Annotated in this window: 27 protein-coding genes; 15 read left to right on the top strand and 12 right to left on the bottom strand. The window is 69.1% G+C overall.

All coding sequences use genetic code 11. The features are described from left to right. Positions 1 to 43 precede the first annotated feature (43 nt). Positions 44 to 457, top strand: coding sequence for a GNAT family N-acetyltransferase (locus LT972_RS11065; protein WP_232570361.1), 414 nt, complete (start codon positions 44 to 46; stop codon positions 455 to 457). A gap of 26 nt (positions 458 to 483) precedes the next feature. On the opposite strand, the gene LT972_RS11060 is transcribed toward LT972_RS11065, so the two are convergent. Further along, positions 484 to 867, bottom strand: coding sequence for a hypothetical protein (locus tag LT972_RS11060; RefSeq protein WP_232570359.1), 384 nt, complete (start codon positions 865 to 867; stop codon positions 484 to 486). A 183-nt stretch (positions 868 to 1,050) separates the two neighbouring features. Here LT972_RS11060 and LT972_RS11055 point away from each other — a divergent pair, with 183 nt between their 5' ends. Then, positions 1,051 to 3,540: a DNA topoisomerase I gene (locus LT972_RS11055; protein WP_232570357.1), complete on the top strand. Its 2,490-nt coding sequence runs from the start codon at positions 1,051 to 1,053 to the stop codon at positions 3,538 to 3,540. A gap of 1 nt (position 3,541) precedes the next feature. Here LT972_RS11055 and LT972_RS11050 read toward each other — a convergent pair whose 3' ends face one another. Beyond that, positions 3,542 to 3,682: a hypothetical protein gene (locus LT972_RS11050; protein ID WP_232570356.1), complete on the bottom strand. Its 141-nt coding sequence runs from the start codon at positions 3,680 to 3,682 to the stop codon at positions 3,542 to 3,544. 288 nt (positions 3,683 to 3,970) lie between these two features. On the opposite strand from LT972_RS11050, the gene nreA reads away from it, so the two are divergent. Genes nreA through LT972_RS11035 form a run of 3 tightly spaced genes read left to right on the top strand, consistent with a single transcriptional unit; the run spans position 3,971 to position 6,293 of the window. After that, the gene (gene nreA, locus LT972_RS11045; RefSeq protein ID WP_232570354.1) at positions 3,971 to 5,236 is read left to right on the top strand and encodes a DNA repair protein NreA; all 1,266 of its coding nucleotides are present in this window, start codon (positions 3,971 to 3,973) and stop codon (positions 5,234 to 5,236) included. Positions 5,237 to 5,267: 31 nt separating this feature from the next. Continuing rightward, entirely contained in the window at positions 5,268 to 5,483 is a 216-nt protein-coding gene (locus LT972_RS11040; protein WP_232570352.1) for a hypothetical protein, read from the top strand. 42 nt (positions 5,484 to 5,525) lie between these two features. After that, on the top strand, positions 5,526 to 6,293 hold the full coding sequence (locus LT972_RS11035) for a CPBP family intramembrane glutamic endopeptidase (RefSeq protein WP_232570350.1): 768 nt from the start codon (positions 5,526 to 5,528) through the stop codon (positions 6,291 to 6,293). On the opposite strand, the gene LT972_RS11030 is transcribed toward LT972_RS11035, so the two are convergent. The 4 genes from LT972_RS11030 to LT972_RS11015 all read right to left on the bottom strand — a co-directional run bounded on the left by LT972_RS11030 (position 6,290) and on the right by LT972_RS11015 (position 9,950). Then, positions 6,290 to 6,727 (bottom strand): DUF302 domain-containing protein, encoded by a 438-nt coding sequence (locus LT972_RS11030; protein WP_232570348.1) that lies wholly within the window; start codon positions 6,725 to 6,727, stop codon positions 6,290 to 6,292. The two genes, LT972_RS11035 and LT972_RS11030, sit on opposite strands and share 4 nt — an antisense overlap. A gap of 46 nt (positions 6,728 to 6,773) precedes the next feature. Continuing rightward, on the bottom strand, positions 6,774 to 8,537 hold the full coding sequence (locus LT972_RS11025; RefSeq protein ID WP_232570346.1) for a methyl-accepting chemotaxis protein: 1,764 nt from the start codon (positions 8,535 to 8,537) through the stop codon (positions 6,774 to 6,776). A gap of 75 nt (positions 8,538 to 8,612) precedes the next feature. Continuing rightward, complete coding sequence (locus LT972_RS11020) at positions 8,613 to 8,900, bottom strand: DUF5789 family protein (protein WP_232570339.1); 288 nt, start codon at positions 8,898 to 8,900, stop codon at positions 8,613 to 8,615. Positions 8,901 to 8,969: 69 nt separating this feature from the next. After that, on the bottom strand, positions 8,970 to 9,950 hold the full coding sequence (locus LT972_RS11015; protein WP_232570336.1) for a DUF4352 domain-containing protein: 981 nt from the start codon (positions 9,948 to 9,950) through the stop codon (positions 8,970 to 8,972). Positions 9,951 to 10,126: 176 nt separating this feature from the next. On the opposite strand from LT972_RS11015, the gene LT972_RS11010 reads away from it, so the two are divergent. Then, positions 10,127 to 11,044, top strand: a complete 918-nt coding sequence (locus LT972_RS11010; RefSeq protein WP_232570335.1) for a DUF7139 domain-containing protein — start codon at positions 10,127 to 10,129, stop codon at positions 11,042 to 11,044. On the opposite strand, the gene LT972_RS11005 is transcribed toward LT972_RS11010, so the two are convergent. The 3 genes from LT972_RS11005 to LT972_RS10995 are packed head-to-tail and all read right to left on the bottom strand — an operon-like array spanning position 11,041 to position 13,657. Next, positions 11,041 to 11,478, bottom strand: coding sequence for a Mut7-C RNAse domain-containing protein (locus LT972_RS11005; RefSeq protein ID WP_232570333.1), 438 nt, complete (start codon positions 11,476 to 11,478; stop codon positions 11,041 to 11,043). The genes LT972_RS11010 and LT972_RS11005 overlap by 4 nt on opposite strands. Then, on the bottom strand, positions 11,478 to 13,226 hold the full coding sequence (gene polX, locus LT972_RS11000; RefSeq protein WP_232570331.1) for a DNA polymerase/3'-5' exonuclease PolX: 1,749 nt from the start codon (positions 13,224 to 13,226) through the stop codon (positions 11,478 to 11,480). Before polX ends, LT972_RS11005 begins: the two co-directional genes overlap by 1 nt. Beyond that, the gene (locus LT972_RS10995) at positions 13,223 to 13,657 is read right to left on the bottom strand and encodes a DUF5788 family protein (protein WP_232570330.1); all 435 of its coding nucleotides are present in this window, start codon (positions 13,655 to 13,657) and stop codon (positions 13,223 to 13,225) included. Before LT972_RS10995 ends, polX begins: the two co-directional genes overlap by 4 nt. A 91-nt stretch (positions 13,658 to 13,748) precedes the next feature. Here LT972_RS10995 and LT972_RS10990 point away from each other — a divergent pair, with 91 nt between their 5' ends. From LT972_RS10990 to LT972_RS10980, 3 genes are all read left to right on the top strand, one after another. Beyond that, positions 13,749 to 14,708, top strand: coding sequence for a rhomboid family intramembrane serine protease (locus LT972_RS10990; RefSeq protein WP_232570329.1), 960 nt, complete (start codon positions 13,749 to 13,751; stop codon positions 14,706 to 14,708). Next, on the top strand, positions 14,709 to 15,485 hold the full coding sequence (locus LT972_RS10985; RefSeq protein WP_232570328.1) for an endonuclease V: 777 nt from the start codon (positions 14,709 to 14,711) through the stop codon (positions 15,483 to 15,485). It abuts the gene before it with no gap. Positions 15,486 to 15,761: 276 nt separating this feature from the next. Beyond that, positions 15,762 to 16,580 carry an SDR family oxidoreductase gene (locus LT972_RS10980; RefSeq protein WP_232570327.1) on the top strand — a complete coding sequence of 273 codons (819 nt, stop codon included), beginning with the start codon at positions 15,762 to 15,764 and terminating at the stop codon, positions 16,578 to 16,580. Here LT972_RS10980 and LT972_RS10975 read toward each other — a convergent pair whose 3' ends face one another. After that, complete coding sequence (locus tag LT972_RS10975) at positions 16,581 to 17,609, bottom strand: ArsA family ATPase (RefSeq protein WP_232570326.1); 1,029 nt, start codon at positions 17,607 to 17,609, stop codon at positions 16,581 to 16,583. 43 nt (positions 17,610 to 17,652) lie between these two features. Further along, entirely contained in the window at positions 17,653 to 18,753 is a 1,101-nt protein-coding gene (locus LT972_RS10970; protein WP_232570325.1) for a pyridoxal phosphate-dependent aminotransferase, read from the bottom strand. Positions 18,754 to 18,848: 95 nt separating this feature from the next. Between LT972_RS10970 and LT972_RS10965 the strand changes: the two genes are divergently transcribed. The 3 genes from LT972_RS10965 (at position 18,849) to LT972_RS10955 (ending at position 20,303) form a co-directional block, all read left to right on the top strand. Next, entirely contained in the window at positions 18,849 to 19,196 is a 348-nt protein-coding gene (locus LT972_RS10965) for a nuclear transport factor 2 family protein (protein ID WP_232570324.1), read from the top strand. A gap of 86 nt (positions 19,197 to 19,282) precedes the next feature. Continuing rightward, entirely contained in the window at positions 19,283 to 19,798 is a 516-nt protein-coding gene (locus LT972_RS10960) for a CinA family protein (protein ID WP_232570317.1), read from the top strand. Positions 19,799 to 19,820: 22 nt separating this feature from the next. Continuing rightward, positions 19,821 to 20,303 carry a metal-dependent hydrolase gene (locus LT972_RS10955; protein WP_232570315.1) on the top strand — a complete coding sequence of 161 codons (483 nt, stop codon included), beginning with the start codon at positions 19,821 to 19,823 and terminating at the stop codon, positions 20,301 to 20,303. Positions 20,304 to 20,352: 49 nt separating this feature from the next. On the opposite strand, the gene LT972_RS10950 is transcribed toward LT972_RS10955, so the two are convergent. Next, positions 20,353 to 21,108, bottom strand: a complete 756-nt coding sequence (locus LT972_RS10950; RefSeq protein WP_232570313.1) for a PHP domain-containing protein — start codon at positions 21,106 to 21,108, stop codon at positions 20,353 to 20,355. Between the two features lie 112 nt (positions 21,109 to 21,220). Between LT972_RS10950 and LT972_RS10945 the strand changes: the two genes are divergently transcribed. The 3 genes from LT972_RS10945 to LT972_RS10935 all read left to right on the top strand — a co-directional run bounded on the left by LT972_RS10945 (position 21,221) and on the right by LT972_RS10935 (position 23,787). After that, positions 21,221 to 22,381 (top strand): acyl-CoA dehydrogenase family protein, encoded by a 1,161-nt coding sequence (locus LT972_RS10945; protein ID WP_390226307.1) that lies wholly within the window; start codon positions 21,221 to 21,223, stop codon positions 22,379 to 22,381. A gap of 260 nt (positions 22,382 to 22,641) precedes the next feature. Beyond that, a complete protein-coding gene (locus LT972_RS10940) occupies positions 22,642 to 22,983 on the top strand; it encodes a DUF7565 family protein (protein WP_232570311.1) in 342 nt (113 codons plus the stop codon). A gap of 66 nt (positions 22,984 to 23,049) precedes the next feature. Then, entirely contained in the window at positions 23,050 to 23,787 is a 738-nt protein-coding gene (locus LT972_RS10935; protein ID WP_232570310.1) for a fumarylacetoacetate hydrolase family protein, read from the top strand. The last annotated feature ends 58 nt before the right edge of the window (positions 23,788 to 23,845 follow it).

Below are 23,845 nucleotides of genomic sequence, written 5' to 3'. Positions count from 1 at the left end.
CAGCACCGACACCGTTTTCCGCAGAGTCGTCCGTTCCGAGTCTGTGACCTACGAACTCCGCGAGGAACTGCCGACGGCCGAGCGCTTCCTCGAACTCCGCGAGGCGGCGGGGATGACGACACGGGACCGCGAGGGCGTCGAGCGCGGGCTGCCGAACTCGGTCTACGGCGCGACGGTGGTGGCGGCCGGAACCGACGAAACCGTCGGCATGGCGCGAATCGTCGGCGATGGCGGCTCGGTCTACCACGTCTGTGACATGGTCGTCCACCCGGACCACCAGGGACGCGGCCTCGGCTCACGGCTGATGGACGCGGTGATGGCGTACGTCGACGAGCACGCGCCGCCGAACTCGTACGTGAATCTGATGGCTGACGTGGACGGCTTCTACGAGCAGTGGGGCTTCGAGGCGACTCGGCCCGCGTCGAAGGGGATGTTCTACCGCGTCGACGGCGAGTAGTCGCTCGTCGTCGACGCGTCGGGCAGTCACTCCGCCGGGTAGCCGTCCGGCCCGAGGCCGAACGCGTCCGGGCGGAAGATGTAGCCGAGGCCGATGGCGGCGAGGCTGACGCCGCCCGCGCCGACGACCGCGAGGTAGAACAGGCCGCCGTCGCCGGGGCCGGTGCCGACCGCGGAGGCGACGATAGACGCCCCGAGGAGCACGTCGCCGAGGCCGAGCAGGCGGTGTGGGCCGTAGCGGTCGCGGGCGGGGTTCGGGGTGCCCGCGAGCACGAACAGCGCGCCGGCGGCGGTGAGCGCGGCCAACTGTGCGCCGAGCGCGACCGACGGCGGGTACGTGAGCGCGAGCGCGCCGACGCCGATGGCGACGAACGCGACGCCGAGCCAGCGGCCGAAGTCGTAGCGATTCACAGTCGACCTGTCGGCGGCCAGCGTGGTAAGTCCTCGTGCGTGCTCGCTCGCACGGCGGGCGCGTACGCCCCTCGCGAGCGCGCCTTGTCCCGTCGCCTGCTTGCGGTTTTCGCGGGCGAAATCTTTACACGCCGTTGTGGCCTACCGCAACCAACGACCACCCGAGCCGGGTGGAGGTACACCGTGGAACTCATCGTCACAGAGAAGAACAACGCCGCGCGACGCATCGCCGACATCCTCTCCGAGGGAGGGGCGTCGACCGATTCGGTCGCGGGCGTCAACGTCTACAAGTGGGGCGGCCGACGCTGCATCGGTCTCTCCGGGCACGTCGTCGGCGTGGACTTCCCGCCGGAGTACTCGGACTGGCGGGACGTCGAGCCGGCCGAACTCGTCCACGCCGACGTGGTGAAGGAACCGACACAGGAGGACATCGTGAACGCGCTCCAGCGCCTCGCTCGCGAGGCCGACGACGTGGTCATCGCGACCGACTACGACCGCGAGGGCGAACTCATCGGGAAGGAGGCCTACGAACTGGTGCGGGACGTGAACGAGGATGTCCCCGTCAAGCGCGTGCGCTTCTCCTCGATTACGGACAACGAGGTGCGGTCGGCGTTCGCGGACCCGGACGACATCGACTTCGACCTCGCGGCGGCGGGCGAGGCCCGACAGATAATCGACCTGATGTGGGGCGCCGCGCTGACGCGGTTCCTGTCGCTGTCCGCGCGGCAGATGGGCGAGGACTTCATCTCCGTGGGTCGCGTGCAGTCCCCGACCCTGAAACTCATCGTGGACAAGGAACGCGAAATCGAGGCGTTCGAGCCCGACGACTACTGGGAGCTGTTCGCGGACCTCACCAAGGACGACACCACGTTCGAGGCGCAGTACTTCTACGAGGACGAGGACGGCAACGAGGCCGAGCGCGTCTGGGACGAGGGCGACGCCGAGGCGGCGTTCGCGACGCTCCAGTCCGCGAGCGAGGCCATCGTGCAGTCGGTCTCCCGTCGCACCCGGAGCGACGACCCGCCCGCGCCGTTCAACACTACGCAGTTCATCCGCGCCGCGGGGTCGCTCGGCTACTCCGCGGGTCGCGCGATGAGCATCGCCGAGGACCTCTACACGGCGGGCTACATCACGTACCCGCGCACCGACAACACCGTCTACCCCGACGACTTGGACGAGCGCGAACTGCTCGCGGCGTTCGAGAACACGGTGTTCGGGGACGACGCGGAGTCCCTGCTCGACCACGACGATCTGACGCCGACGGAGGGCGACGAGGAGACGACCGACCACCCGCCGATTCACCCGACGACGGACTTCCCGAACCGGAACGACCTCTCCGAGGACGAGTGGGAGGTGTACGAACTCGTCGTGCGGCGGTTCTTCGCGACGCTCGCGGAGCCCGCCGTCTGGGAGCACTTGCGGGTCGTCGCGGACGCCGACGGCGAGTCCCTGAAGGCCAACGGCAAACGGCTCGTGGAGCGCGGCTACCACGCGGTCTATCCGTACTTCAACACGAGCGAGAACTACGTGCCGGACGTCGACGAGGGCGACGCGCTCGCGCTCGCCGACCCCCGGATGGAAGCCAAGCAGACCCAGCCCCCGCGGCGGTACGGGCAGAGCCGCCTCATCGAGACGATGGAGTCGATGGGCATCGGCACGAAGTCGACGCGCCACAACACCATCGAGAAGCTCTACGACCGCGGCTACATCGAGGACAATCCGCCGCGCCCGACGACGCTCGCGAAGGCCGTCGTGGAGGCCGCCGAGGAGTACGCGGACCTCGTCGTGAGCGAGGGGATGACGAGCGAACTGGAGGCCGACATGACCGCTATCGCCGAGGGCGAGAAGACCTTAGACGAGGTGACCGCGGAGTCCCGCGAGATTCTCGACCGCGTGTTCGACGAACTCACGGCCTCGCGCGGGGAAATCGGCGACCACCTCCGGAACTCCCTGAAGGCGGACAAGACGCTGGGGCCGTGTCCGGAGTGTGGCGACACGCTGCTCGTCCGGCGGTCCCGCACCGGGTCGTACTTCGTCGGGTGTGACGGCTACCCCGAGTGCCGGTTCACGCTCCCGCTGCCGTCGACGGGCGAACCGCTCGTGCTCGACGAGACCTGCGAGGAACACGACCTCCACGAGGTGAAGATGCTGGCGGGCCGGAACACGTTCGTCCACGGCTGTCCGCTGTGTGCGGCCGAGGAGGCCGACGAGTCCGAGGACCGCGTCATCGGTGCCTGTCCGGAGTGCGGCGAGGAACACGGCGGCGAACTCGCCATCAAGCAACTCCAGTCCGGGAGCCGGCTGGTCGGCTGTACGCGGTACCCGGATTGCGACTACTCGCTCCCGCTCCCGCGCCGCGGCGACATCGAGGTGACCGACGAGTACTGCGAGGAACACGACTTGCCGGAACTGCTCGTGTTCGACGGGGAGGACGACGACGACCCGTGGGAACTCGGCTGCCCCATCTGTAACTACGAGGAGTACCAGGAGCGCCAGCGACAGAAGGGCCTGGAAGTGCTGGACGGCATCGGCCCGAAGACGGCGGAGAAACTGGAGGACGCGGGCATCGAGGACGTCGGCGACCTCACCGAGGCGGACGCGGACGCGCTCGCCGAGGAGGTCTCGGGCGTGAGCGCCGACAGCGTCCGCGAGTGGCAGGCGAAGGCGGACTGACTCAGACTTCTCTGATTTCGACGCTCCCGCAGGCCGGACAGTTCGGGGGTTCGTAGTCGTAGGTCGCGGTGCAGAGGCCGCACTCGTATCGGACGGGCGTCGCGGACGCGAGCCGTCGGCGGAGCGATTCGACCACACTCATGTTAACAAGTACCACACGGGGGCGTAAATAGGTTGTCCGACAGACCACGGATTCGACTGGGTGGCTGCGGACACCCGCCGCAGTCGGCGAGTCTCATTTCGCGAGCCACTGCTCGCGGAGAATCCTGGGTCGCGGGGTGGCGACCCGGGTCGTTCCAACCACGGAACGGCCGACAGATGACGCGACCGCACGCACAGTACGTCGCGGGTCGTTACCGCCGTTTCGGCCGCGGCACCACGCACCGATTCCAACCGAGCGCTTAACCCCGCGTGGGTCGTACGTCGCGGCGTGCGACTCGACGACTACATCGAGGGACTGCGCCCCGACGAGGAAGCCGAACGCCGGCGCCTCGCCGACGAGAAGTCCTACGAGATTCTGGACTACGTCGACGAGGTGCAGTCCGGATTCGAGTCCGCCGTGCAGGGCGACACGCTCGTCGGCGCGACCGCGCCCTCGGTGTTCGTCGGTCGGTCCTCGTACCCGAACGTCTCCGCGGGCATCCTCTCGCCGATGGCTGGCGACGCCGACCCCGAGGAGTTCGCGACCAGCGGCGAGTGGTACGACCGCGGCCTCGACATCGACAACGTCCTCCAGTACCGCACCGGCCTGCTGAACTCCCGCCGGGCGGCGAACGTGAACGTCCACGACGTCTGGGACGGCTTCGTCGGCACCCAGCGCGAGGTGGCGATGGCCGACCGGCCCGTGGACGTGGAAATCGGACTGTCGAACACCCCGGAGTTCGACCGCGACCAGTACACGAACCCCGCGGCAAACGCGCCCTCCGGCCCGAACGCCAGCGCGGAGTCCGCCGACCTCACGGAGAACCCCCACGTCCCGCGGTACGTCGAGAAGACCCTCGAAGACGACGACTGGGCGGCGGAGGGCGCGATGACGTACCTCTACCGGCGCGGCCTCGACGTCTACGACATCAACCGCGTGCTGTCGGTGGGCGCGCTCGGGCAGTCCGAACACCGCCGCCTCGTCCCGACGCGGTGGTCGATTACGGCCGTCGACGACACCGTCGGCCAGTACCTCCGCGGCCAGATTCGGGACGCGCCGAGCGTCGACCGAGTGACGGTTCACGTCGAGGAGTACATGGGCAACCGCTACTGGGTGATTCTCGCGCCCGGCCGGTGGGAGTACGAACTCGTGGAGATGAAGGCGCCCGGCAGCATCTGGAACCCCGACCCGGCGGGCGACCTCTGGATGGCGTCCGCGAGCGAGGGCTACGAGGGCCGGACGGGGTACGTCGACGAGACGGCGGGCGCGTACTACGCCTCCCGCCTCGGCGTCCTCGAACACCTCGCGGACCGAGGACGACAGGCGAAGGCCCTCGTCCTCCGCGAGGTCAGCGACGACTACTGGGCGCCCGTCGGCGTCTGGCAGGTCCGCGAGAGCGTGCGCAACGCCTTCGACGGGACGCCCGGCGAGGCCGAGACCTTCCACGGCGCCGTCAGCGAAGTCGTCGACCACCTCCCCGTCTCGCTGGGCGCGCTCCGCCGGAAGTCCACGATGGTCGCGGGCGTCCAGAGCGACCTCTCAGAGTTCACGTAACCTTTTGGCCGCCCGTCACGTTCGTCGGACTGTGCTCCCTCCAGCCTTCGTCGGCGGCTTGCCCGGCGGCATGGAACTCGCAGTCATCTTCCTGATGGTGGTGTCGCTCGCGCTCCCGCTCCTCCTGCTCGTCGCCGTCGTCCGGTACCTCGACCGCGGGTCCTCGAACGACCTCGAAGAGCGCGTCGCGAACCTCGAAGGGCAGGTCGACGCGCTCCGCGAGGAACTCCGGCGCCGCGACGAGTAGCCGGCCCCTGCCTTTTTCGCCGCGCGCCCCGAACCCTCCCCCATGAGTTCGGTTCTCTCCAAGGGTTCCCGGTCGCGCGCCGTCCTCGCCGCGTTCGGTATCGCGTTGCTCGGGTTCGTCCTCGCGCTCCCCGCGGGGCTGGTCGTCGCGAACGCCTACGTCGCGCTCACCGGCAACGAACTCGGCGACGTCGCCGTCCTCGGCGTCTCCATGATCTCCCTCCAGGGCGTCGCGTTCCCGCTGGCGGCGTGGCTGTACATTCGCTACCGCGGACTCTCCTGGGAGTACGTCCCGTTCGACGTCCCCGACCTCTCGGACGCGAAGTACCTCTTCGGCGGGTGGATTCTCGCGTTCGTCGCCGCGAACGTCTTCGCCCAGATTCTCATCGCCGTGTTGTCCACCGAACCCGCGGCGAACACGGGCGCCACCACCGCGCTCCAGAACCCCGGCATCATCCCGTATCTCGCCGTCCTCCAGATTCTCCTCATCGGCCCCGGCGAGGAACTGCTGTTCCGGGGCGTCATCCAGAAGCGCCTCCGCGAGCAGTTCAGCGCGTGGCCCGCCATCCTGCTCGCGTCCGCGACGTTCGCACCCGCCCACATTCTCGCGCTCTCGGGCGGGCCGGTCGCCGCCGCAATCACCATCAGCGTGCTGTTCGTGCCGAGCGTCGTCTTCGGCTACGCCTACGAGAAGACACAGAACATCGCGGTGCCGGCGCTCGCACACGGCCTCTACAACGCGACGCTGTTCACGCTGATGTACATCGCGGTGACGTACGCCCCCGAGGAGGTCTCCTTCCTCGGCCTCTAGAGGTTCTCGAAGGCGTCGTCGACGAGTTCGCCGGTTTGGGCGACGATGTCGGCCATCTCGTCGTCGTCCGGCGCCATCCCGAGGAGGCGAGCGATGCGCATAATCGAGACGTGGTAGACGCGCTGGACGCCCGGTTCTTCTTCCCAGACGACGACGTTACACGGCATCAGCGCGCCGAGTTTGTCGTCCGTGGCGTCGAGGGCGCGGTCCGCCACCTCGGGGTTGCACGCGCCGAGCACGTAGTAGGGGTCGCGGCCCGCGTCCACCTTCTCGTTCAGCATCTCGGAGACGGAGAACTCCACGGGCACGCCGAAGCCGGCGTCCGCGAACGTCTCGCGGACGTACTCGATTGCGTCCTCGTGACTCATCTCCAGGGTGGCCTGTTTCTCGCCGTAGTCCTCGGGGTCGATGTCGCTGGGGTCTATCGGGAGCACAGTCGAACGTCCGCGTCCCACGGAGATAAAACTCGGTCCGGCGGCGTCACGCGCCCCAGTCGAACGCCGACTCGTCGCCGCCGTCGGTGACCGCCGCGCTCTCGGCGCCCGCGTCGGTATCGGGCGAGGGACGGTCGTCGGCCGCGTCCCGCACGCCGTCGTCGGCGTCCGCGGGCACGTCGAAGTCGTCGAGCAGGTCGGCGAGCGACGCCGTGCGCTCCGCGAGTTCGTCCATTCGGTCGGCCACCTCGTCGGTCGCCTCGGTCTGGTCCTCGGCGGCGTCCGCGACCGTCGCGGCCTCCGCGGCCGTCTCCTCGCTGACGCTCGCCACCTCGTCGACCATCCCGACCACGTCCGTCGTGGACTGGGCGCCCTGGTCGGTCGCCTCCGAAATCTCCTGTACCGCGGCGTTCACGTCGGCCACGTCGTCCACGATGGCCTCGAAGTCCCGGAGCACGTCCTCCGTGTTGTCTATCTTCCGCTCGACCTCGGCGTCCACGGACTCGATGGCCGTGTGGGCCTCGTCGGCCTTCTCGGTCACCGCGCCGACCAACTCGGAGATGTCGCCGGCCTGCTCGCTGGTCTCCTCCGCGAGGCTCTTGACCTCGTCGGCGACGACGGCGAACCCGTCGCCCTCGGCGCCCGTTCTGGCCGCCTCGATGGACGCGTTCAGCGCGAGCATGTTCGTCTCCTCGGCGATGTCCTCGATGATAGTCGTGATGCCGTCGATGCGGTCGACCTCCTCGGCGAGCGCCTCGACCGTCTGGGCGACGGCCTGACTCTGCTCGCGGAGCGCGCGCAGTTCCTCGATGGTCTCCTCGACCTGCTCGCGGCCCGCTTCCCCGCGGTCGGCCGCCGCCTGCGCGGTGTCGGCCACGTCGTCGGCGCTCGCGGCGATTTCCTCGACGGTCGCCGACAGCGTGTCCATCTCCGCCGCGATGTCGTTCAGGCGGTCGGTCTGCTGGCTCGCGCCCGCCGCGATTTCGTTCACCGACCCGCTCACCTCGACGCTGTGGGCGGCCACCTCGTCGACGCGGTCGTCGGTGCGCTCGGAGACCGCGAGCACGTCGTCGGCGAACGACTGGATGTCCGCGATGGTTGCGCCCAGCGTCTCCAGGAGGTCGTTGAAGTCCTCCACGACGGCGCGGTGGTCGGCGTCCACCGCCAGCGCGTTCGCGTCCACCGTCGCCGTCAGGTCGCCCGCCCGCGCCTGCTCGGTCGCCTCGGAGAGCGCGTCCACGAGGCGTTCGAGGTTCTCGGACTGGCGTTCGAGTTTCTGCTGTTGGGTTTCGAGTTCCTCCGTGTGGGATTCGAGGCTCTCGGCCATCGTCGCCATGCTCTCCCCGAACGCGCCCGGCACTCGGTCGTCGAGCGCCGGGTCGTCGAAGTCCTGGCGGGCGAGCGCGTCGGCCTGCCGGGACGCCAGCGCGAGGTTCCCCTGCATCTCGCGGAACGACGCGACGAGACTCGCCACCTCGTCGTCGCGCTCCGAGTCCGGGATGTCCGCGCGCTCGAACTCGCCGGCGGCGATGTCGCTGGCGGCGTCCTCTAACTCCACCAGCGGCTCCACGAAGTCCCGCTCGGCGACGAGGTACGTGTTGAAGAACGCGACGGCGGACAGCGCCAGCATCGCGCCGACCCCCACCACCTGCACGACGCCGGTGGTGAACACGGCGAGGGCCGCCATCGCGACGGCGCCGGCGAACTGGAGCCCGACGGCGGTCAGCATCTTCCCCTCGACGCTGCCGTCGGCGCCGACGAGCGAGATGGACCGCCACAGCCACGCTTCGTACGCGGTTCGGATGCTCATGGGCCTACCTCTGTGGCCGTGAGTAAAATGGTTGCCCCGCAGTTCCCAGCCGCCGGGAAGGCCGGTAACGTCGGCTTACTCGGTCTGGACCGGCCCGGTGCCGATGACCGCCTCCACGTCCTCCTCGAACTCGCGTCGCGTCTCGAAGTACGGGTTGTCCACGTCTTCGAGGACGTCCGCGAGTTGCTGTGGGCCGTCGGGCGTCCGAATCACCGCGTCGCCCTCCTTCCGAACGACCTCGCTCTTCTGGAGCGCCCACGTCAGTCGGGACGCGACGCGAGCGAGCGGCGCGCCCTCGACGGATTCGCCCTCGCCGAGTTCGACGGCGGGCCCCTCGTCTTCCTCGTCGGTCTCGTCAGCCATACGCCGGAGTTCGAGAGGCCGGGGATTCAACCTTTCGAAGCGTCGCGCGCCCGTCGCCGGCCGCTCGGGTCACGGCGACAGCGCCCAGAACGCCTTCTGGGGGTCGGTCGCGTCGTAGAAGTCGAACGCCCAGTACAGGCGCTCGTGGTCGGCGTCGACGAGGTACGCGAGTTCGCCGCGCCGCGTCTCGCCGGGGCCGACCGGCGACCCCTCGGCGAATCCGCGGTCGAGCGCCGCGGAGCCTTCGAGGTCCTGCGTGTACGCCAGCCCGGTCCCGGTCTTCAGCGCCATCTGGAGGAGCGTCGACACGGTCACCGCCTCGCTCGTGTCGTTGGTCACGGCCACGTCCGGAATCACGTACTCCGTGCCCGGCGTCGCTTCGGCGAACTGTCCGAGCGCCGTCTCCCGACGGACGCCGCGGACCGCGACCGAGAGACCGCCGTACGTCGTGCGGTCGCCGGGCTCGTAGACGGCCACGCGCAGGGACTGTTCGAGGTCGGCTATCGGGGACGCCTCGCTGTCGAGGTCGACGCGCACGCGGTCGAACCGGAACAGGTCGAACGCCGCGAAGTCGAACTGCAGGACGAGACCGGTCGCGTCCGCCGGCACCTCGTAGACGGTGTCGCCCCGCATCACCTCGCCGGGCGCGAGCGTCCCGCTACCGAGCGGGTGGTCGGTGCGCTCGTAGGACGCGTCGTAGACGTAGTCCTCGCTGTCCGCGACGCGCGTCTGCCAGCCGCCGCTGAAGTCCACGTAGCCGTCGCTCTCGTTGCGCACCGCGAGTCGCGCGACGACGAACTCGTTGCCCTCGCCGGCGTCGCTGAACTCGCCGAGCGAGTCGGTCCGACGCGTCCCTCTGACGACCATCGCGAGCCGGTCGTCCGCGACGACTTCGCCGACGACGGCACGCCTGTCCGTCCCGCGCTCCGTGGTCGTCGGCTGACGCAGCGACTCGGTGGCGTCCGAACAGCCGGCGAACGCCGCCGCCAGCGCCGCTGTCCCGGTCGCGCGCAGGAACCGCCGCCGCGTCGGAGTGCTCGGTTCGGTCATGCCGAAACGTACGGGAACTGACCGGATAGCGGTATTTGGACGGTCCGTGTGGACTGGCGGCGCGGTTGCTGTCGGTCGGTGCGAACGCGCGTACCGTTTGCCGCCACCCCGGTCGCGGTGCGACCCGGCGCCGTGTCTGACGTAGTGTTTTTACGCTGGACCGTCAAGGGGGTCACATGACCAGCCTCGGGGAGACCTACGACCGCCGCGCCGGCGAAGCGAGCCGGCGCCGCGTCTACCTCGGCACCGGACTGTTCGCCGCGGGGGCGCTCCTCGTGGTCGGCGGCATTCTCGCGGGCGCCACCGGCCTGCTCATCAACAACGGCTACGGGCCCTACGAGAGCCGCGAAATCGCGGGCATCCTCGCGGGACTCGGCGTCCCCGCGGTGTTCGTCGGCATCTTCTCCGTCCTCCCCGCGAACCGCGTCCAGCGCGCCGCCGCGGCGGTCGGGTCCGGCCTCGCGGTCCTCGGCGTGATGCTGTTCCGACGGACGTACCCACAGGACTGGTACACCGGCCCCGCCACCGGCGTCCCGTCGACGGCGACGCTCGTGTTCGTGGTCGTCTACTTTGCGGGCATCATCACGACGTTCTGGTGTCTGTTCACCGCCGTCGCGACGTTCAAGACGCGCAACGACCCCGGCGGCACGGTGACGATGACGGTGACCAAAGACGGCGAGACCCACACCGTCGAGGTGCCCGCCGACGAAGTCGAGAGCGCCCGCGAAGCCCTCTCCTCGGGCACGTTCGGCGGCGTCGGCGTGTTCGGCGGCGTCGAGGACCCGGAACAGGAGACGCGCGCGAACGCCTCCGAACCCGCGCCCGAACCGGACTCTCAGACCACGTCCCGGCAGTCGCCGCCGTCCTCGAAGCCCGCGGCGTCCGTCTCGGACGGCGGCGCGAGCACGCAGGACATCACGTCCCCGATGGACGACCAGCAGACGACGGAGGGGCCGGGGCCGGACAAGTACTGCGGGAACTGCGCGCACTTCGACTACCAGAACACCGGCGACGGCATGCAGCCCTACTGCGGCCTCTACGAGGAGGAGATGGACGACATGGAGGCCTGCGACTGGTGGGAGCAGAACGCCTAGACGTCCGCGACTCGCTTTTCCACGTCCTCCCAGTGACTTCCGCGCCAGAAACACTGCCCGCAGTCCCGACACCGCCACACCGGGCCGGCGTCGTCGGGCACGTACTCGGGTCGACTCGCGCTCTCGGGGAGCGCTTCGAGGGCGCCGTTGCACGCGCCACAGCGCGCGCCCGGCGTCGGGTCGAGTGACACGCCCGCGGCGGCGACTTCTCGAAGTTGCTCGTCTACGTCCTTCGACTCGACGAGAATGCTGTCTGGTGCGCGCTCGGCCAACTGCCGGTCCCGCGTGACCACGACCCTGCCCTCCGATTCGGCGAGCGCGAGCAGTTCGTCGTCGGCCTCGACGCCTCTGTCGAGCGCGTACGCGGTGTCGTGGCCGCACATCCGCAGGAGTCGCGCGAGACTCCCGCACATCGCGTCCGCGAGCAACCGCATCAGCCCAGGAACTCGCGCACGCCTACGGCGCTCCGCGCGTTCAGCACGTCCGCGGTCTCCGCCCACCCTCTGCGGGCGGTGTGGACGCCGTACTCGACGTTCGCGTACTCCGCGACGGAGTGCGCGTCGGTGTCGATTGCGATGGTGGCGCCCGCGTCGATTGCGGCCTGCACGGCGCTCCCCCAGAGGTCGAGGCGGTGGGGGTTGCTGTTCACTTCGAGCGCGGTGTCGGCGGCCGCCGCGGCCTCGCCGAGCGCCGCGGGGTCGAACTCCATCGCCGGGCGGTCGTTGATGAGTCGGCCCGACGGGTGGCCGAGCACGTCGACGTGCGGGTGTTCGACCGCGCGAATCAGGCGCTCGGTCTGGTCGCCGCCGTCGTCCCCGAGACCGCTGTGGGGGCTGGCGACCACCAAATCGAGGTCGGCGAGCACGTCGTCGCTCGCGTCCCCGACGTTCCCCTCGGCGTCGACGTTCGCCTCGACGCCGTGGAACACCTCGATCGCGGCGTCCTCGCGGACGGCCGCGATTTCCTCGGCCTGCTCGCGCAGGTCCTCGTCAGAGAGCCCCGAGTCCCCGAACACGCCCGGTCCCTCGCCGTGGTCGGAGATGCAGACGTAGTCGTGACCGAACTCCGCCGCGCCCGCCACCATCTCCTCGATTGACAGCGACCCGTCCGACCACTCCGTGTGCGTGTGGAGGTCGCCGCGAATCTCGTCCTCCTCGATTAGGTCGGGGAGCGTCCCCTCGATTGCGGCCTCGATTTCGCCGCGGTCCTCCCGAATCTCGGGGGGCATCCACGGCAGGCCGACCGTGTCGTAGACGTCCGCCTCGGTCTCGCTCGCGAGCAGGTCGCCGGCGCGCTGGTCGTCGTCGTCTTCGACGTCGGACACGTCGAAGACGCCGTACTCGTTGACCTTCTTGCCCTGCTCGATGGCGTGGTTCCGGAGTTTGACGTTGTGTTCTTTGCTCCCCGTGAAGTACTGGAGCGCCGCGCCGAACTCCGCGTCCACGACGACTCGGAGGTCCACGCGCATGTCGTTCAGGCGGACGCTCGTCTTCGTCTCGCCGGCGTCGATGACCTCGCCGACGCGCTCCCAGTCCGCGAGCGCCGCTCCGACCGCTTCGCCGTCGTCGCTCGCCGCGAGCACGTCCACGTCGCCGATTGTCGCGCGCCACCGCCGGAGCGACCCCGCCACGTCCGCGCGCTCTACGGCGTCGAGGCCGCGGAGGAAATCGAGCACGTCCTCGGCGACCGGACGGGCGTCACCGAGCAGTTCGCGTTCCTGTGCTTCCCGCGCGAAGTCGACGTGCGCGAGGATGTTCTGCTCGGTCTTCTCACCGAACCCCGAGACGTCTCGAATCTCGCCGGCCTCCGCCGCGGCTTCGAGGTCGTCTAGGGTCCGCACGCCGAGTGCGTCGTACAGTTTCTTGACCGTCTTCGGGCCGACGCCCTCCACCGCGGTCAGTTCGTCCATCTCCACGGGGAGTTTCTCGCGTTCGGCTTCCAGTTCCTCGATGTCGCCGGTCTCGACGTACTCCACTATCTTCGCCGCGATGCTCTCGCCCACGCGGTCGATTCGCTGGACGGCGTCGGCGCCTTCCGCCGCGAGGTCCTCTACGGCCTCCGGGTGTTCGCGGACGTTGTCCGCCGCGCGCCGGTACGTGCTCGGCTTGTACTCGACGCCCTGCGCTTCGAGCAGGTCGGCGTACGCCTCCAGGACGGACGCCACCTCGTCGTTCCGGCTCATCGCCGAATCCCCTCGTCGTCCTTGTGTCCCAGCGCCTCCTTCAAAAACGAGAACCACCGCTTCTGGTCGGCGCGCTCGGAGGCCTCCGCCTCGGCCTCTAGACTCGTCGTCCCCAGCGATTCGAGCGCGTTCAGCGCGCGGTCGAGTCCCACCAGCACTTCGACGATGTGTTCGCCCTCCTCGCGCGTGATGTCGCCCTCCTCCAAGCGCTCCCGGCGCTCCAAGCGCTCCCGGCGCAGCAGTTTCTTCATCTCGTCGACCTCGTCTCGCAGGTCTGCCGGCACCCGGTCGTGTCGCTTCACCTCGAACACGAACGACTGCAACTCGAAGGCCTCCCCCTGCACCTCGACTTCGTCGGGAATCGACGCCCCGACGGTCGCCCCCTCGCGGTCGACCCGTTCAAGGAGTTGCTTTCGCTCGTAGTCGCGCATACGCTACCTTCCGCGCACACCGGCAAAAGCCCCGCGGCCGTCGCCCCCGCGACCCAAAACAATAACCACGGTCCTCCCTAACGACGCGTCAATGGCGACGTGTGACAGGTGTGGCGAACCGGAGTCGATGCCATACCAGTGTCGGCTCTGCGGCGGGACTTACTGTTCGAAGCACCGACTCCCCGAGAACCACGAGTGTCCGGGGCTCGACGAGTGGGACGACCCGAGTGGCGTCTTCGACAGCGGGTTCGACGACAGTGTGGACAACCGCGGCGGCCAGTCCGGGAGCATCGCCGACCGCGTTCCCATCGACACCGGACCGGGCGGCGTCCTCGCGTACTTCCGCGGGAACCTCACCTTCACCTTCCTCGCGTTGATGTGGGTGACGTTCCTCTTCCAGTACCTCCTCGCGCCCGCGTTCGGCGTCGCAATCGGCTCCCAGACGTGGTACAACATCTTCACGCTGAACACGGCACACCCCGAGTACGCGTGGACGTGGCTCGTCTCCGTGTTCTCCCACGGCGGGTTCACGCACATCGTGTTCAACAGCATCGTGTTGTACTTCTTCGGCCCCGTCGTCGAGCAACGCATCGGGTCCCGGAAGTTCGCCGCGCTGTTCTTCGGCGCGGGCATCCTCGCGGGCCTCGCGCAGGTCGGCACCGCGCTCGCGATGAACCCCGACCTGCTCGGCGTCCCGCTCATCGGTCTCCAGGGCCAGTCCGCCGTCCTCGGCGCGAGCGGCGCCATCGCCGCGCTCCTCGGTGTCCTCACCGTGCTGAACCCGAACCTCCGCATCTACCTCTACTTCATCATCCCGATGCCGCTGTGGCTCGCCACCGCGCTGTTCGCAGCCTACTCGATTCTGGCGTCTACCGCGGGCAGTATCGGCTTCGGCGGCGTCGCGCAGATAGCCCACCTCGCCGGTCTCGGTCTCGGCCTGCTGTACGGTGCGAAACTCAAACGCGAGGGCAAGCGCGCCCCCCAGCAACTCCAGTTCGGCGGCGGGCCCGGCGGTCCCGGCGGGCCGGGCGGCCCGGGTCGCCGTCGATAGATGGAGGTCGTCCGCCCCGAGTTCCTCCCCGACCCCGGACGCTCCCGCGAGGAGATGGAAGCCCTCCAGCGCGAGATAGCCGGCGTCGCCTCGTTCGCCGACGACCTCGGTTTCGACCCGAGCGACGCCGCCCTCGACGCGACGCCCGACGAGCAGACCGGCCTCGACGCCGCGGACGCGCCCGTCATCGTCGGCGTCGACCAGGCGTTCCGCGACGACGAGTCCGTGAGCGCCGCGGTCGCCATCCGCGACGGTGCCGTCGTCGAAAGCGCCGAAGGTCGCGCACCGCTCGAAATCCCGTACATCCCCGGCTTGCTCGCGTTCCGCGAGGGCGGTGCCATCGTGGACGCGCTCGAATCCCTGTCGGTCGCCCCGGACGCGCTCGTCTTGGACGGGAGCGGCCGAATCCACTTTCGGCAGGCCGGCATCGCCACGCACGTCGGCGTCCTCTTCGACGTGCCCGCGGTCGGCGTCGCGAAGAACCTCCTCTGCGGGACGCCCCGCGAACCGCTCGCCGACCCGCTCCCCGCGGGCACCCGAGTCCCCATCGACGCCGACGACTCGATGGACGCGCCCGCCGGTACGGTCGTCGGGTACGCCTTCCAGTCCCGCCAGTACCCGAACCCAGAGAAACGCCACGTCAACCCGCTCTACGTGAGTTCCGGCCACCGCGCGAGCGCCGAGACCGCCGTCGACCTCGTGGCGGCGACCTGCGCGGGCTACAAACTCCCGGAGCCGACGCGCCTCGCCGACGCGTACGCGGACGAACTGAAGTGAGTCGGCGCTGATTCGACAATCGACTGGGCACAGCCACCCCGTCAGCCGACTGCTCGTCGCTAACTGGGCAGTTTGCGGCCTGGTGGATTGAAAGGGCGAGGGTGTCTGCGGGAACCCCCGCGAGGCAAGCACCGAACGAGCGTAGCGAGTGAAGAGCACAGCGAGCGGCGGGACCGCAGACACCCGAGGGCTTTCGGCTGCCGTCGCAGTGTCCGAACGCGAATCCTTCGACTCGACACCTCAAGCGTTACTTACCCGGAACGAGACACCCACTCCATGGAGAAAGTCGCACTCGTCACGGGGTGTTCGTCGGGCATCGGCGCCGCGACGGCGCGTTCGCTGCTCGCCGAGGAGTGGACGGTGGTCGCGACGGCCCGGGACACCGAGGACATCGCGGGGCTCGCGGAGGCGGGCTGTGAGACCGCCGAACTCGACGTGACGAAGCCGGCGCAGTGCCGGAACGTCGTGGACGAGACGGTCGCAGAACACGGGCGCCTCGACTGCTTGGTGAACAACGCGGGGTACGCCCAACTCGGGCCGCTGGAGGATATTCCGACCCGCGACCTCCACCGGCAGTTCGACGTGAACGTCTACGGCCCCCACCGCCTGATTCGCGCCGCCCTCCCCCACATGCGGGAGCGCGAGGACGGCACCATCGTGAACGTCTCCAGCGTCTCCGGGCGCGTCGCGACGCCGGGGATGGGCGCGTACAACGGCTCGAAGTTCGCCATCGAGGGGATGAGCGACGCGCTCCGCGGCGAAGTCTCGGAGTACGGCATCGACGTGGCGGTCGTGGAGCCCGGCCCGGTCGACACGTCGTTCCAGGAGCGCGCGGACGACGAGTTCGACGACCTCGACAAGAGCGGTGCGTACGAGCGCATCTACGAGTTCTTCTCGGACGCGAGCGCAGTCAACGGCCTCGGCGCGGTGTCTCCGGAGCGCGTCGCCGAAGTCATCACGGAGGCCGCGGTCAGCCCCGACCCGGCGCCCCGCTACCCGGTGGCGCGCGCCGGCCGATTCGGTGTACTCGCGCGATTCCTGCCGGACCGCTGGCTGGACGCCGGCTACCGGTTCGCGCTGAAGTTCGCGCGCTGACTAGTCGAGGCAAGCGGCGACCACGCGGAGCGGGCGCTCGCCCCGCACTTCCTCGGCGAGCAGGGGGACGCGTTTCACGTCGTGGCCCCGGAACAGGTCCTGTGCCTCGGCGAGCGCGCGCTGCTGGACGTCCCAGCGCCGCGCGCAGAACTCACACGACTCGTGGTTCGGCGCGACGAACGCGTCCGTCGGCACGTCGGCCACGTCCGCGAGCGGTTCCATCACGCGGTTCACGACGACGGTCCCGACCGGCACGCCGTACTCGTCGAGGCGCTCGACGAGTCGCTGGGACTCCATGACGCTCATCTCCTCGGGCACCAGAACGACGCGGAAGTCAGTTCTGGCGGGGTCGGTGAGCACGGCGCGCAGGCGCTCGACGCGCTCTTTCACGGCGTCCATGTCGCCGAGCGGTTGGTCGTCGTCCTCGCCCTGCCCGAACATCCCCTTCAGGCCGTCCATCATCCCGCCGAGGCGCTCGCGCATCTGCATCATCCGCCCCACCATCGAGTCCAAGACCTCGGGGAGTTCCAGCAGGCGGAGCGTGTGCCCGGTCGGCGCGGTGTCCACGACGACGCGGTCGAAGCGGTCGTCGTCCATGTACTCCAAGAGCAGTTGCATCGCGGCGGCCTCGTCGGCGCCGGGCATCATCGCGGCGTCGTCGCCGGATTCGCCCGCGGTGCCGCCGAGCAGGGCGTCCAGCCCGCCCGCGAAGCCGCCGTCCTGCCCGAACATCCCCGCCCGCGAGAGCGCGTCGTCGGGGTCGATTTCGACGCCCCACAGCGGCAACTCGGGGCGAATCTGCGCCGGCCGGGACGCGATTTCGGCGCCGAGCGTGTCCGACAGCGAGTGCGCGGGGTCCGTCGACACGACGAGCGTGTTCGTGCCCTCGTTCGCGGACGCGAGCGCCGTCGCCGCCGCCATCGTCGTCTTCCCGACGCCGCCCTTCCCGCCGTACAGCACGTACTCGGCGGTGCCCGTGGTCACGCCTGGGTCGAGCGAGTCGACCGCCTCGACCTCCAGTTCGTCCATACCGGGGGTGAGCGACCCAGCGGGGTCAATCCGTCGGTCGCTCTCAGGCGAAGTAGTCGGCGAGGCGGTCGGCCGCCTCCTCGACCCGCGGCGTCACGAGCGCGAACCTGAGCCAGTCGTCGCGCGCGCTCCCGAACCCGGCGCCGGGCATCCCCGCGACGCCCGCCTCGTCGATGAGTTCGTACGTGTTCTCCAGCGTCCCCGGGAAGTCGGGGAAGCGCGCCATCACGTAGAACGCGCCGTCCGGCGTCGTGTACTCGGCGCCCGCGTCGTCCAGCGCCGCCGTGAACGTCTCCACGCGCTCCCGGAGCAGTTCCCGGCTCTCCCGGTAGTAGTCGGCGTCCGTCTCGCGAAGCGCGTGCAGGACGGCGGCCTGCGCCGGCCGGCTGGAGGCGACGTTCGTCAGCATGTGTCGGGACTTCATCGGGTCGGCGTGTTCCTCGTCGGCGATGCAGTAGCCCACGCGGAACCCTGTGATGGCGAGGGATTTCGAGAACGAGTTGGTGACGATGCGGTTCGGCGAGTCGAACTGGAGCGCGCTCGCGAACTCGCCGGAGAAGTCGAAGTGGTCGTACACCTCGTCGCTGACGAGGATAGCGTCGTTCTCTTCGGCGATTGCGACGAACTCCCGCATCGCGTCCTCGCCGTACACCGCGCCGGTCGGATTGTTCGGCGTGTTCACGAGGATGCACGCGGTGTCCTCGCTCGCGGCCTCGCGCACGTCCTCGGGGTCGAGACTGCCGTCCGCGGCCGTCTCCACGAAGCGCTGAGTGCCGCCGAGCATCGTCGTCTTTCCCGGATAGTACGGATAGACCGGGTCGGTCATGACGACCTCGTCGCCGGCGTTGCGTTCGAGCGCGCGCCCCATCGCGAGGTAGTTCGCCTCGCCGCCGCCGTTGGTCACGATGACCTGCGACTCGTCGACCTGCCGGCGCGCCGCGATTTCCTCGCGGAGTTCCCGGAGCCCCTCGCTGGGCGGGTACTGGAACTCCCGGCCGCCCGTGTCGGCGTACTCGTGGAGGCCCTCGGCGACGGCGGGCGGCGACCCCCAGTCGGGGTTGCCCGAGACCATGTCCACGATGTCGCCGTCGGCGTGGGCCGCGTACTCCATCACGCGGAAGAACAGCGGTTCCTCGTACTCCATACCGGTTCGTCCGCGCCCCGGAACCTGTGTCTTTCGGGCGGCAGGCGTTGCCGGGACGCCCGGCTTGAACTGCAATCCTGCCGACAGACCGACGTGTGTCACTTCGAGAGCGCGTCCACGCGTACTACGACGCCGTGGACGACGGCCGCGTCGACGACCTGCTCGCGCTGTTCGCCGACGACGTGGTGTACGAACGCCCCGGCCAGTCGCCCATCGAGGGGAAGGCCGAACTCGCCGAATTCTACCGGGAGGACCGCCCGCTCACCGACGGCACGCACGAAATCGAGACGGTGGCCGTCGACGGCGACCGGGCGGCAGTCCGCGGAACCTTCGAGGGGAAGCAGGACGGCGACCCCGTGACCTTCGGGTTCGCGGACTTCCACACGTTCGAGGACGGCGACATCGCGGAACGACACACGTTCACCGACCGCGACGCCGTCTGACACCTGTCGCGGGCCAGCGCTCCCGGCCCGCCGACCGACCCTCCCTCGCCACCACCTTCAAGCCGACTGCCTCGGTAGCCGAGGGCATGCGCGAGCACGCCGCCGACCCGCCGATAGAGGAGACGCTCGGGGACGCGCTCCGGGAGGCCGGGCACACCATCGCCACCGCCGAGTCCTGCACGGGCGGGCTCATCGGCTCCCTGCTCACGGACGTCCCCGGCTCCTCGGACTACTTCGACCGGAGCCTCGTCACGTACACGTACGACGCGAAACTCGACTCCGGCGTCAGCCGCGAGGCCTTAGACGAACACGGCGCGGTGAGCGAACCGGTCGCCCGCGAGATGGCACAGGCCGCCCGCGACCGCGCCGGCGCGACGTGGGGCGTCGCCACCACCGGCATCGCCGGCCCGTCGGGCGGCACCGAGGAGAAGCCAGTCGGCACCGTCTACATCGGCGTCGCGTACGCCGGCGACTGGGGGACGGGCGAGTCCTACACGACCGTCGAGCGCCGCGAGTTCGACGGCGACCGCCTCGCAATCAAAGAACAGATAGCCCGCGGTGCGCTCCGTGCCGCGGCGTCGGAACTCGAAACGGTGAGGTAGCTTCGATGGCAGGGTCACAGTCATGAACAAGGGCGACCACGTCCTCAACGGAATTCTGCTCGGCATCGGCCTCGGTTACGTGCTCTATCCGGACGGCGACCTCCAGACGCTGGAGACCGTCGCCGCCGTCACCATCCCGGCCGTGCTCGGCGCGCTGTTCCCCGACGTCGACACCGACTTCGGGAAACACCGCAAGACGCTCCACAACCTCCCCGTGCTCGCCGTGCTGTACGCGTTCCCGTTCTACTTCGGGAACCTCCAGTGGGTGTGGGTCGGCGTCGCCAGCCACTACGTCCTCGACGTCGTCGGGAGCAAGCGCGGCATCGCCCTGTTCTACCCGCTCTGGGACGAGGAGTTCGGCCTACCCGTCGGCGTTACCACGTCCTCGAAGTACGCCACGCTCGCCACCGTCATCATCACCGTGCTCGAGCTCGCGGCCGTCGCGGCGGCGCTCTACGTCGCGCCCCAGTACGTCCCGACGGACGCGGTCAACACGCTCGTCTAGGCGGATATCGTCGGCGCGCTCGGAAAACGGACGCCGCCGACGCGCTCGCCTAGTAGACCGCGACGTCGTCGAACTTCCCGTCGTACGCGATGTGACGGGGGTGGGTCGGCTCCATCCCCGAGAGCAACAGTCGGTCGACTTTCTCCCACGTGTTCTCGTACGCGAGGTGGAGTTGCTCCGCGAGACAGCGAGCGCGGTGGCGGGCGCCGTTCCGGTGTTCGACGCGCCGAGAAACGCCGTCCTTGAGCGCGTCCACGAGGTCGCTCGCGGAGTCGATGGCGGCGTCGAAGGCCGTCCACACTTCGCCGACAGTCTCGGGGCGGTGGGCGTACGACGACCCGAACTCGGGGACGTCGTGTGCGCTCGCGAGCGAGGATGCGCGGCGGTTGTGGTGCGGGAGGTGTTTCGGGTTGTACGTCTCCACGGCGTCGACGCGGTCTCGCAGGCGCTCGACGTCCGTCGGCGTCAGGCTCACCGTGAGGAAGTCCGGGTGGGGAGCGAGCACGGCGGCGCCCTGCCGGTCGAGTTCGGTGAGCGCGCCGTCCAGGGTCACGAAGTCCGGGACGCCCGCTTCCAGGCCGACCGCGAGCACGTGCTTCCGGTCGCGGTACGACCCCGTGAACACCTCGCGACCGGGGACCACCAGCAGGTCGTCGTCGGAGAACTCGGCGGCCCGCTCCCGGATTTCGCCGAGTCGCGTGAAGTGTGGCGCGTACACCAACACCTCGACGCCTGCGTCCTTCGCCCGTCGCACGACCTCGTCGTCTAACACCTTCACGTGGAGGTCGACCCGTGTCGTCGGCACACGCCCCGATTCGGCCGGCCGGGATTAGCGGTTTACGGTTCGCAACGTAAACGCCGCGCCCGTGGCCGGGAGTTCTGAGGCGTTTTATTGCCGTGGCCGACCAAACCCGGATATGAGCCTGAATCTGCTCTCCGAGGACCTCGTTCCCGAGCGCGCCCGCGACGTGAAGCGGGACGCCCGAGAGTTCGCCGCCGAACACATCGCGCCGAACGCCGAGGAGTACTACCGCACCGGGGACTACCCACGGGAGATTCTGGAAGCCGGGATGGACGCCGGACTCGTCGCCCAAGACATCGGCGAGGAGTACGGCGGCCGCGGCCTCGATTTGACCCAGATTCTCGCCATCGCCGAGGAGTTCTACCGCGCTGACGCCGGTATCGCGCTCACGCTCCAACTCGCGAGTTTCGGCGCGGAGATGCTAGAGGAGTACGGCTCCGACGAGCAGAAGGAACGCTTCCTGCGCCCGGTCGCCGAGAACGACCAGATTACGGGGCTCGCCGTCTCCGAGCCGGAAGTCGGCTCCGACCTCGCGGGGATGCAGACGACCGCCGAGAAAGACGGCGACGAGTACGTCCTGAACGGCGAGAAGTACTGGATCGGTAACGGCGTCGAGGCGGACTGGCTGACGGTGTACGCGAAGACCGGCGACACTGACGACCGGTACATGAACTACTCGCTGTTCGCGGTGCCAACGGATACCGCGGGCTACGACGCCGAGCACATCCCCGAGAAGATGGGGATGCGCGCGTCCAAGCAGGCCCACGTCGTCTTCGACGACTGCCGTGTCCCCGAGGAGAACCTCATCGGGAGCGAGGGGGCCGGCTTCATGATGCTCGCGGACTTCTTCAACCACGGCCGCGTCGTCGTCGGCGGGCACGGCCTCGGTCTCGCCGCCGCCGCCCTCGAAGAGGCGTGGGACTTCGTCCACGACCGCGAGGAGTTCGGTCGCACGGTCTCGGACTTCCAGGCCGTCCAGCACGACCTCGCGGACATGCGCACGGAGTTCGAGGCGGCCCGCGCGCTGAACTACCGCGCCGCCGAGAAGGTCGAGTCCTACGACAACCCCGGCCTGTGGGCGGCGATGGCGAAGACGAAGTCCACGGAGGTCGCGATGGACAACGCCGAGCGCGGGATGCAGTTCCACGGCGGCCGCTCCGTGTTGACCGACCGCCGCATCGCCCGCGTCTACCGGGACGTCCGCATCCCGGTCATCTACGAGGGCGCCAACGAGATTCAGCGCAACCTGATTTATCGGCAGTCGGGGGAGCAGTAGCGACCCCGACGTCGAGAAGCCCTGCTTCTCGGCAGAGCGGCGAGCAGTAGCGAGCCAGACACCGAAATCTGGTTGAACGCGCGTCTCGGAGCCGGTACGGATGATTTCCGGCATAGTTAGTAGTGTGTTAACGCGGTTCGCGTGTCGGTTTCAACCCTGATACTTTGTCTGACGCTGGACTGACAATCGGCGGACGTGCGGGGTTCGGTGGTCCGTTCGCCGACACAAAGTTTATCTACGCGCTGGGGGTACACGCACCTATGTCCGGGTGGGAGTGTGCAATCGTCGGCTGTGGGTCGGCGTTCGGGACCGTTGAGGCGCTTCTCGCGCACCAGGTCGCCGACCACGACGACCACGACTGCGAAATCTGTGGCGAGACGGTGCCCGAGGGGTACTTCGCCATCAAGCACGGCCTCGAAGAACACACGCGCGCCCAGTACGTCCGCCACTACGACGGCGACTCCGGCGCCGTCCGCGAGCGCGAGCGCGTCCTCGAGGACGTCGCCGACGCGCTCGACCCCGCCGTGCTCGAAGACCTCCTGAGCGACGAGCGCGCCGACGCGCTCGACACCTCCGAGCCGGCACCCGCGACGACGAGCTGACGACGCGTTCGCGGCGTCCGCAAACTGTTTCGGCTCCCGCCCACCACGTTCTCTCACTCCAGTACGATGCGACTAGCGAGACTCCAGTCCACCGACGGCGCGGTCGTCACCGGCGAGTACGAGGCCGGCACCGTGACGGACCGCGAGGACGGCACCGAGTACGTTGTCGGCGAAGACGGTCGCCTGCTGCCGCCCGCCGACCCGTCGGCGGTCTACTGCGTCGGCCGGAACTACGCCGAGACGCTCGACCAGATGGACTACGACCGTCCCGACGAACCGGATTTCTTCATCAAGCCGCCGACGTCGGTGGTCGCGCACGACACCGAGATTCCGTACCCGCCGTTCACCGACGAACTGACGTACGCCGGCGAACTCGCGGCCGTCGTCGGCGAGCGCTGTCACGACGTCACCGAGCGCGAAGCCCCGGACGTTCTCCGGGGCTTCACCGTCCTGAACGACCTCGACGCGCTCGACCAGCCCGGACGCACCGCCCGGAAGGCCTTCGACGGCTCCGGGCCGCTCGGCCCGTGGATTGAGACCGACGTCGACGACCCCGACGATATCGATATGCACACGGACGTCGGCGGTGAGCGCCGACAGAAGGCCAACACCGAACTGATGCTGTTCGGCCCCTACGAAGTCGTCTCCTTCCTCTCCGAGCGGTTCACGCTCCGGCCGGGCGACGTAATCGCGTTCGGCAGCCCCGCGAACCCGGGGCTGGTCGAACCCGGCGAGACGGTCGAAATCACCTACGAGGGTGTCGGCACGCTCGAAAACACGATTGTCGAACCGAACAAGGAGTAATCGACGCGGGTGTTTCTTCGCTCAGCGCTCCTCGCTGGTCTCGTGAGCGTAGCGAACG

The sequence above is a fragment of the Halobacterium litoreum genome (assembly GCF_021233415.1).
GTDB classification, from domain to species: domain Archaea; phylum Halobacteriota; class Halobacteria; order Halobacteriales; family Halobacteriaceae; genus Halobacterium; species Halobacterium litoreum.
This window is presented reverse-complemented; position numbering and strand designations above follow the sequence as displayed.

Bases quoted from the DNA above. Each gene is read 5' to 3' on its own strand.
- LT972_RS11025 (WP_232570346.1), bottom strand. From the start codon at position 8,537: ATGAGCATCCGAACCGCGTACGAAGCGTGGCTGTGGCGGTCCATCTCG.
- LT972_RS10970 (WP_232570325.1), bottom strand. From the start codon at position 18,753: ATGGAGTACGAGGAACCGCTGTTCTTCCGCGTGATGGAGTACGCGGCC.
- LT972_RS10975 (WP_232570326.1), bottom strand. From the start codon at position 17,609: ATGGACGAACTGGAGGTCGAGGCGGTCGACTCGCTCGACCCAGGCGTG.
- polX (WP_232570331.1), bottom strand. From the start codon at position 13,226: ATGAGCCGGAACGACGAGGTGGCGTCCGTCCTGGAGGCGTACGCCGAC.
- LT972_RS10945 (WP_390226307.1), top strand. From the start codon at position 21,221: ATGAGCCTGAATCTGCTCTCCGAGGACCTCGTTCCCGAGCGCGCCCGC.
- LT972_RS10935 (WP_232570310.1), top strand. From the start codon at position 23,050: ATGCGACTAGCGAGACTCCAGTCCACCGACGGCGCGGTCGTCACCGGC.
- LT972_RS10955 (WP_232570315.1), top strand. From the start codon at position 19,821: ATGAACAAGGGCGACCACGTCCTCAACGGAATTCTGCTCGGCATCGGC.
- LT972_RS11015 (WP_232570336.1), bottom strand. From the start codon at position 9,950: ATGACCGAACCGAGCACTCCGACGCGGCGGCGGTTCCTGCGCGCGACC.
- LT972_RS11035 (WP_232570350.1), top strand. From the start codon at position 5,526: ATGAGTTCGGTTCTCTCCAAGGGTTCCCGGTCGCGCGCCGTCCTCGCC.
- LT972_RS11010 (WP_232570335.1), top strand. From the start codon at position 10,127: ATGACCAGCCTCGGGGAGACCTACGACCGCCGCGCCGGCGAAGCGAGC.
- LT972_RS11050 (WP_232570356.1), bottom strand. From the start codon at position 3,682: ATGAGTGTGGTCGAATCGCTCCGCCGACGGCTCGCGTCCGCGACGCCC.
- LT972_RS10985 (WP_232570328.1), top strand. From the start codon at position 14,709: ATGGAGGTCGTCCGCCCCGAGTTCCTCCCCGACCCCGGACGCTCCCGC.
- LT972_RS11020 (WP_232570339.1), bottom strand. From the start codon at position 8,900: ATGGCTGACGAGACCGACGAGGAAGACGAGGGGCCCGCCGTCGAACTC.
- LT972_RS10990 (WP_232570329.1), top strand. From the start codon at position 13,749: ATGGCGACGTGTGACAGGTGTGGCGAACCGGAGTCGATGCCATACCAG.
- LT972_RS10995 (WP_232570330.1), bottom strand. From the start codon at position 13,657: ATGCGCGACTACGAGCGAAAGCAACTCCTTGAACGGGTCGACCGCGAG.
- LT972_RS10940 (WP_232570311.1), top strand. From the start codon at position 22,642: ATGTCCGGGTGGGAGTGTGCAATCGTCGGCTGTGGGTCGGCGTTCGGG.
- LT972_RS11005 (WP_232570333.1), bottom strand. From the start codon at position 11,478: ATGCGGTTGCTCGCGGACGCGATGTGCGGGAGTCTCGCGCGACTCCTG.
- LT972_RS10960 (WP_232570317.1), top strand. From the start codon at position 19,283: ATGCGCGAGCACGCCGCCGACCCGCCGATAGAGGAGACGCTCGGGGAC.
- LT972_RS10980 (WP_232570327.1), top strand. From the start codon at position 15,762: ATGGAGAAAGTCGCACTCGTCACGGGGTGTTCGTCGGGCATCGGCGCC.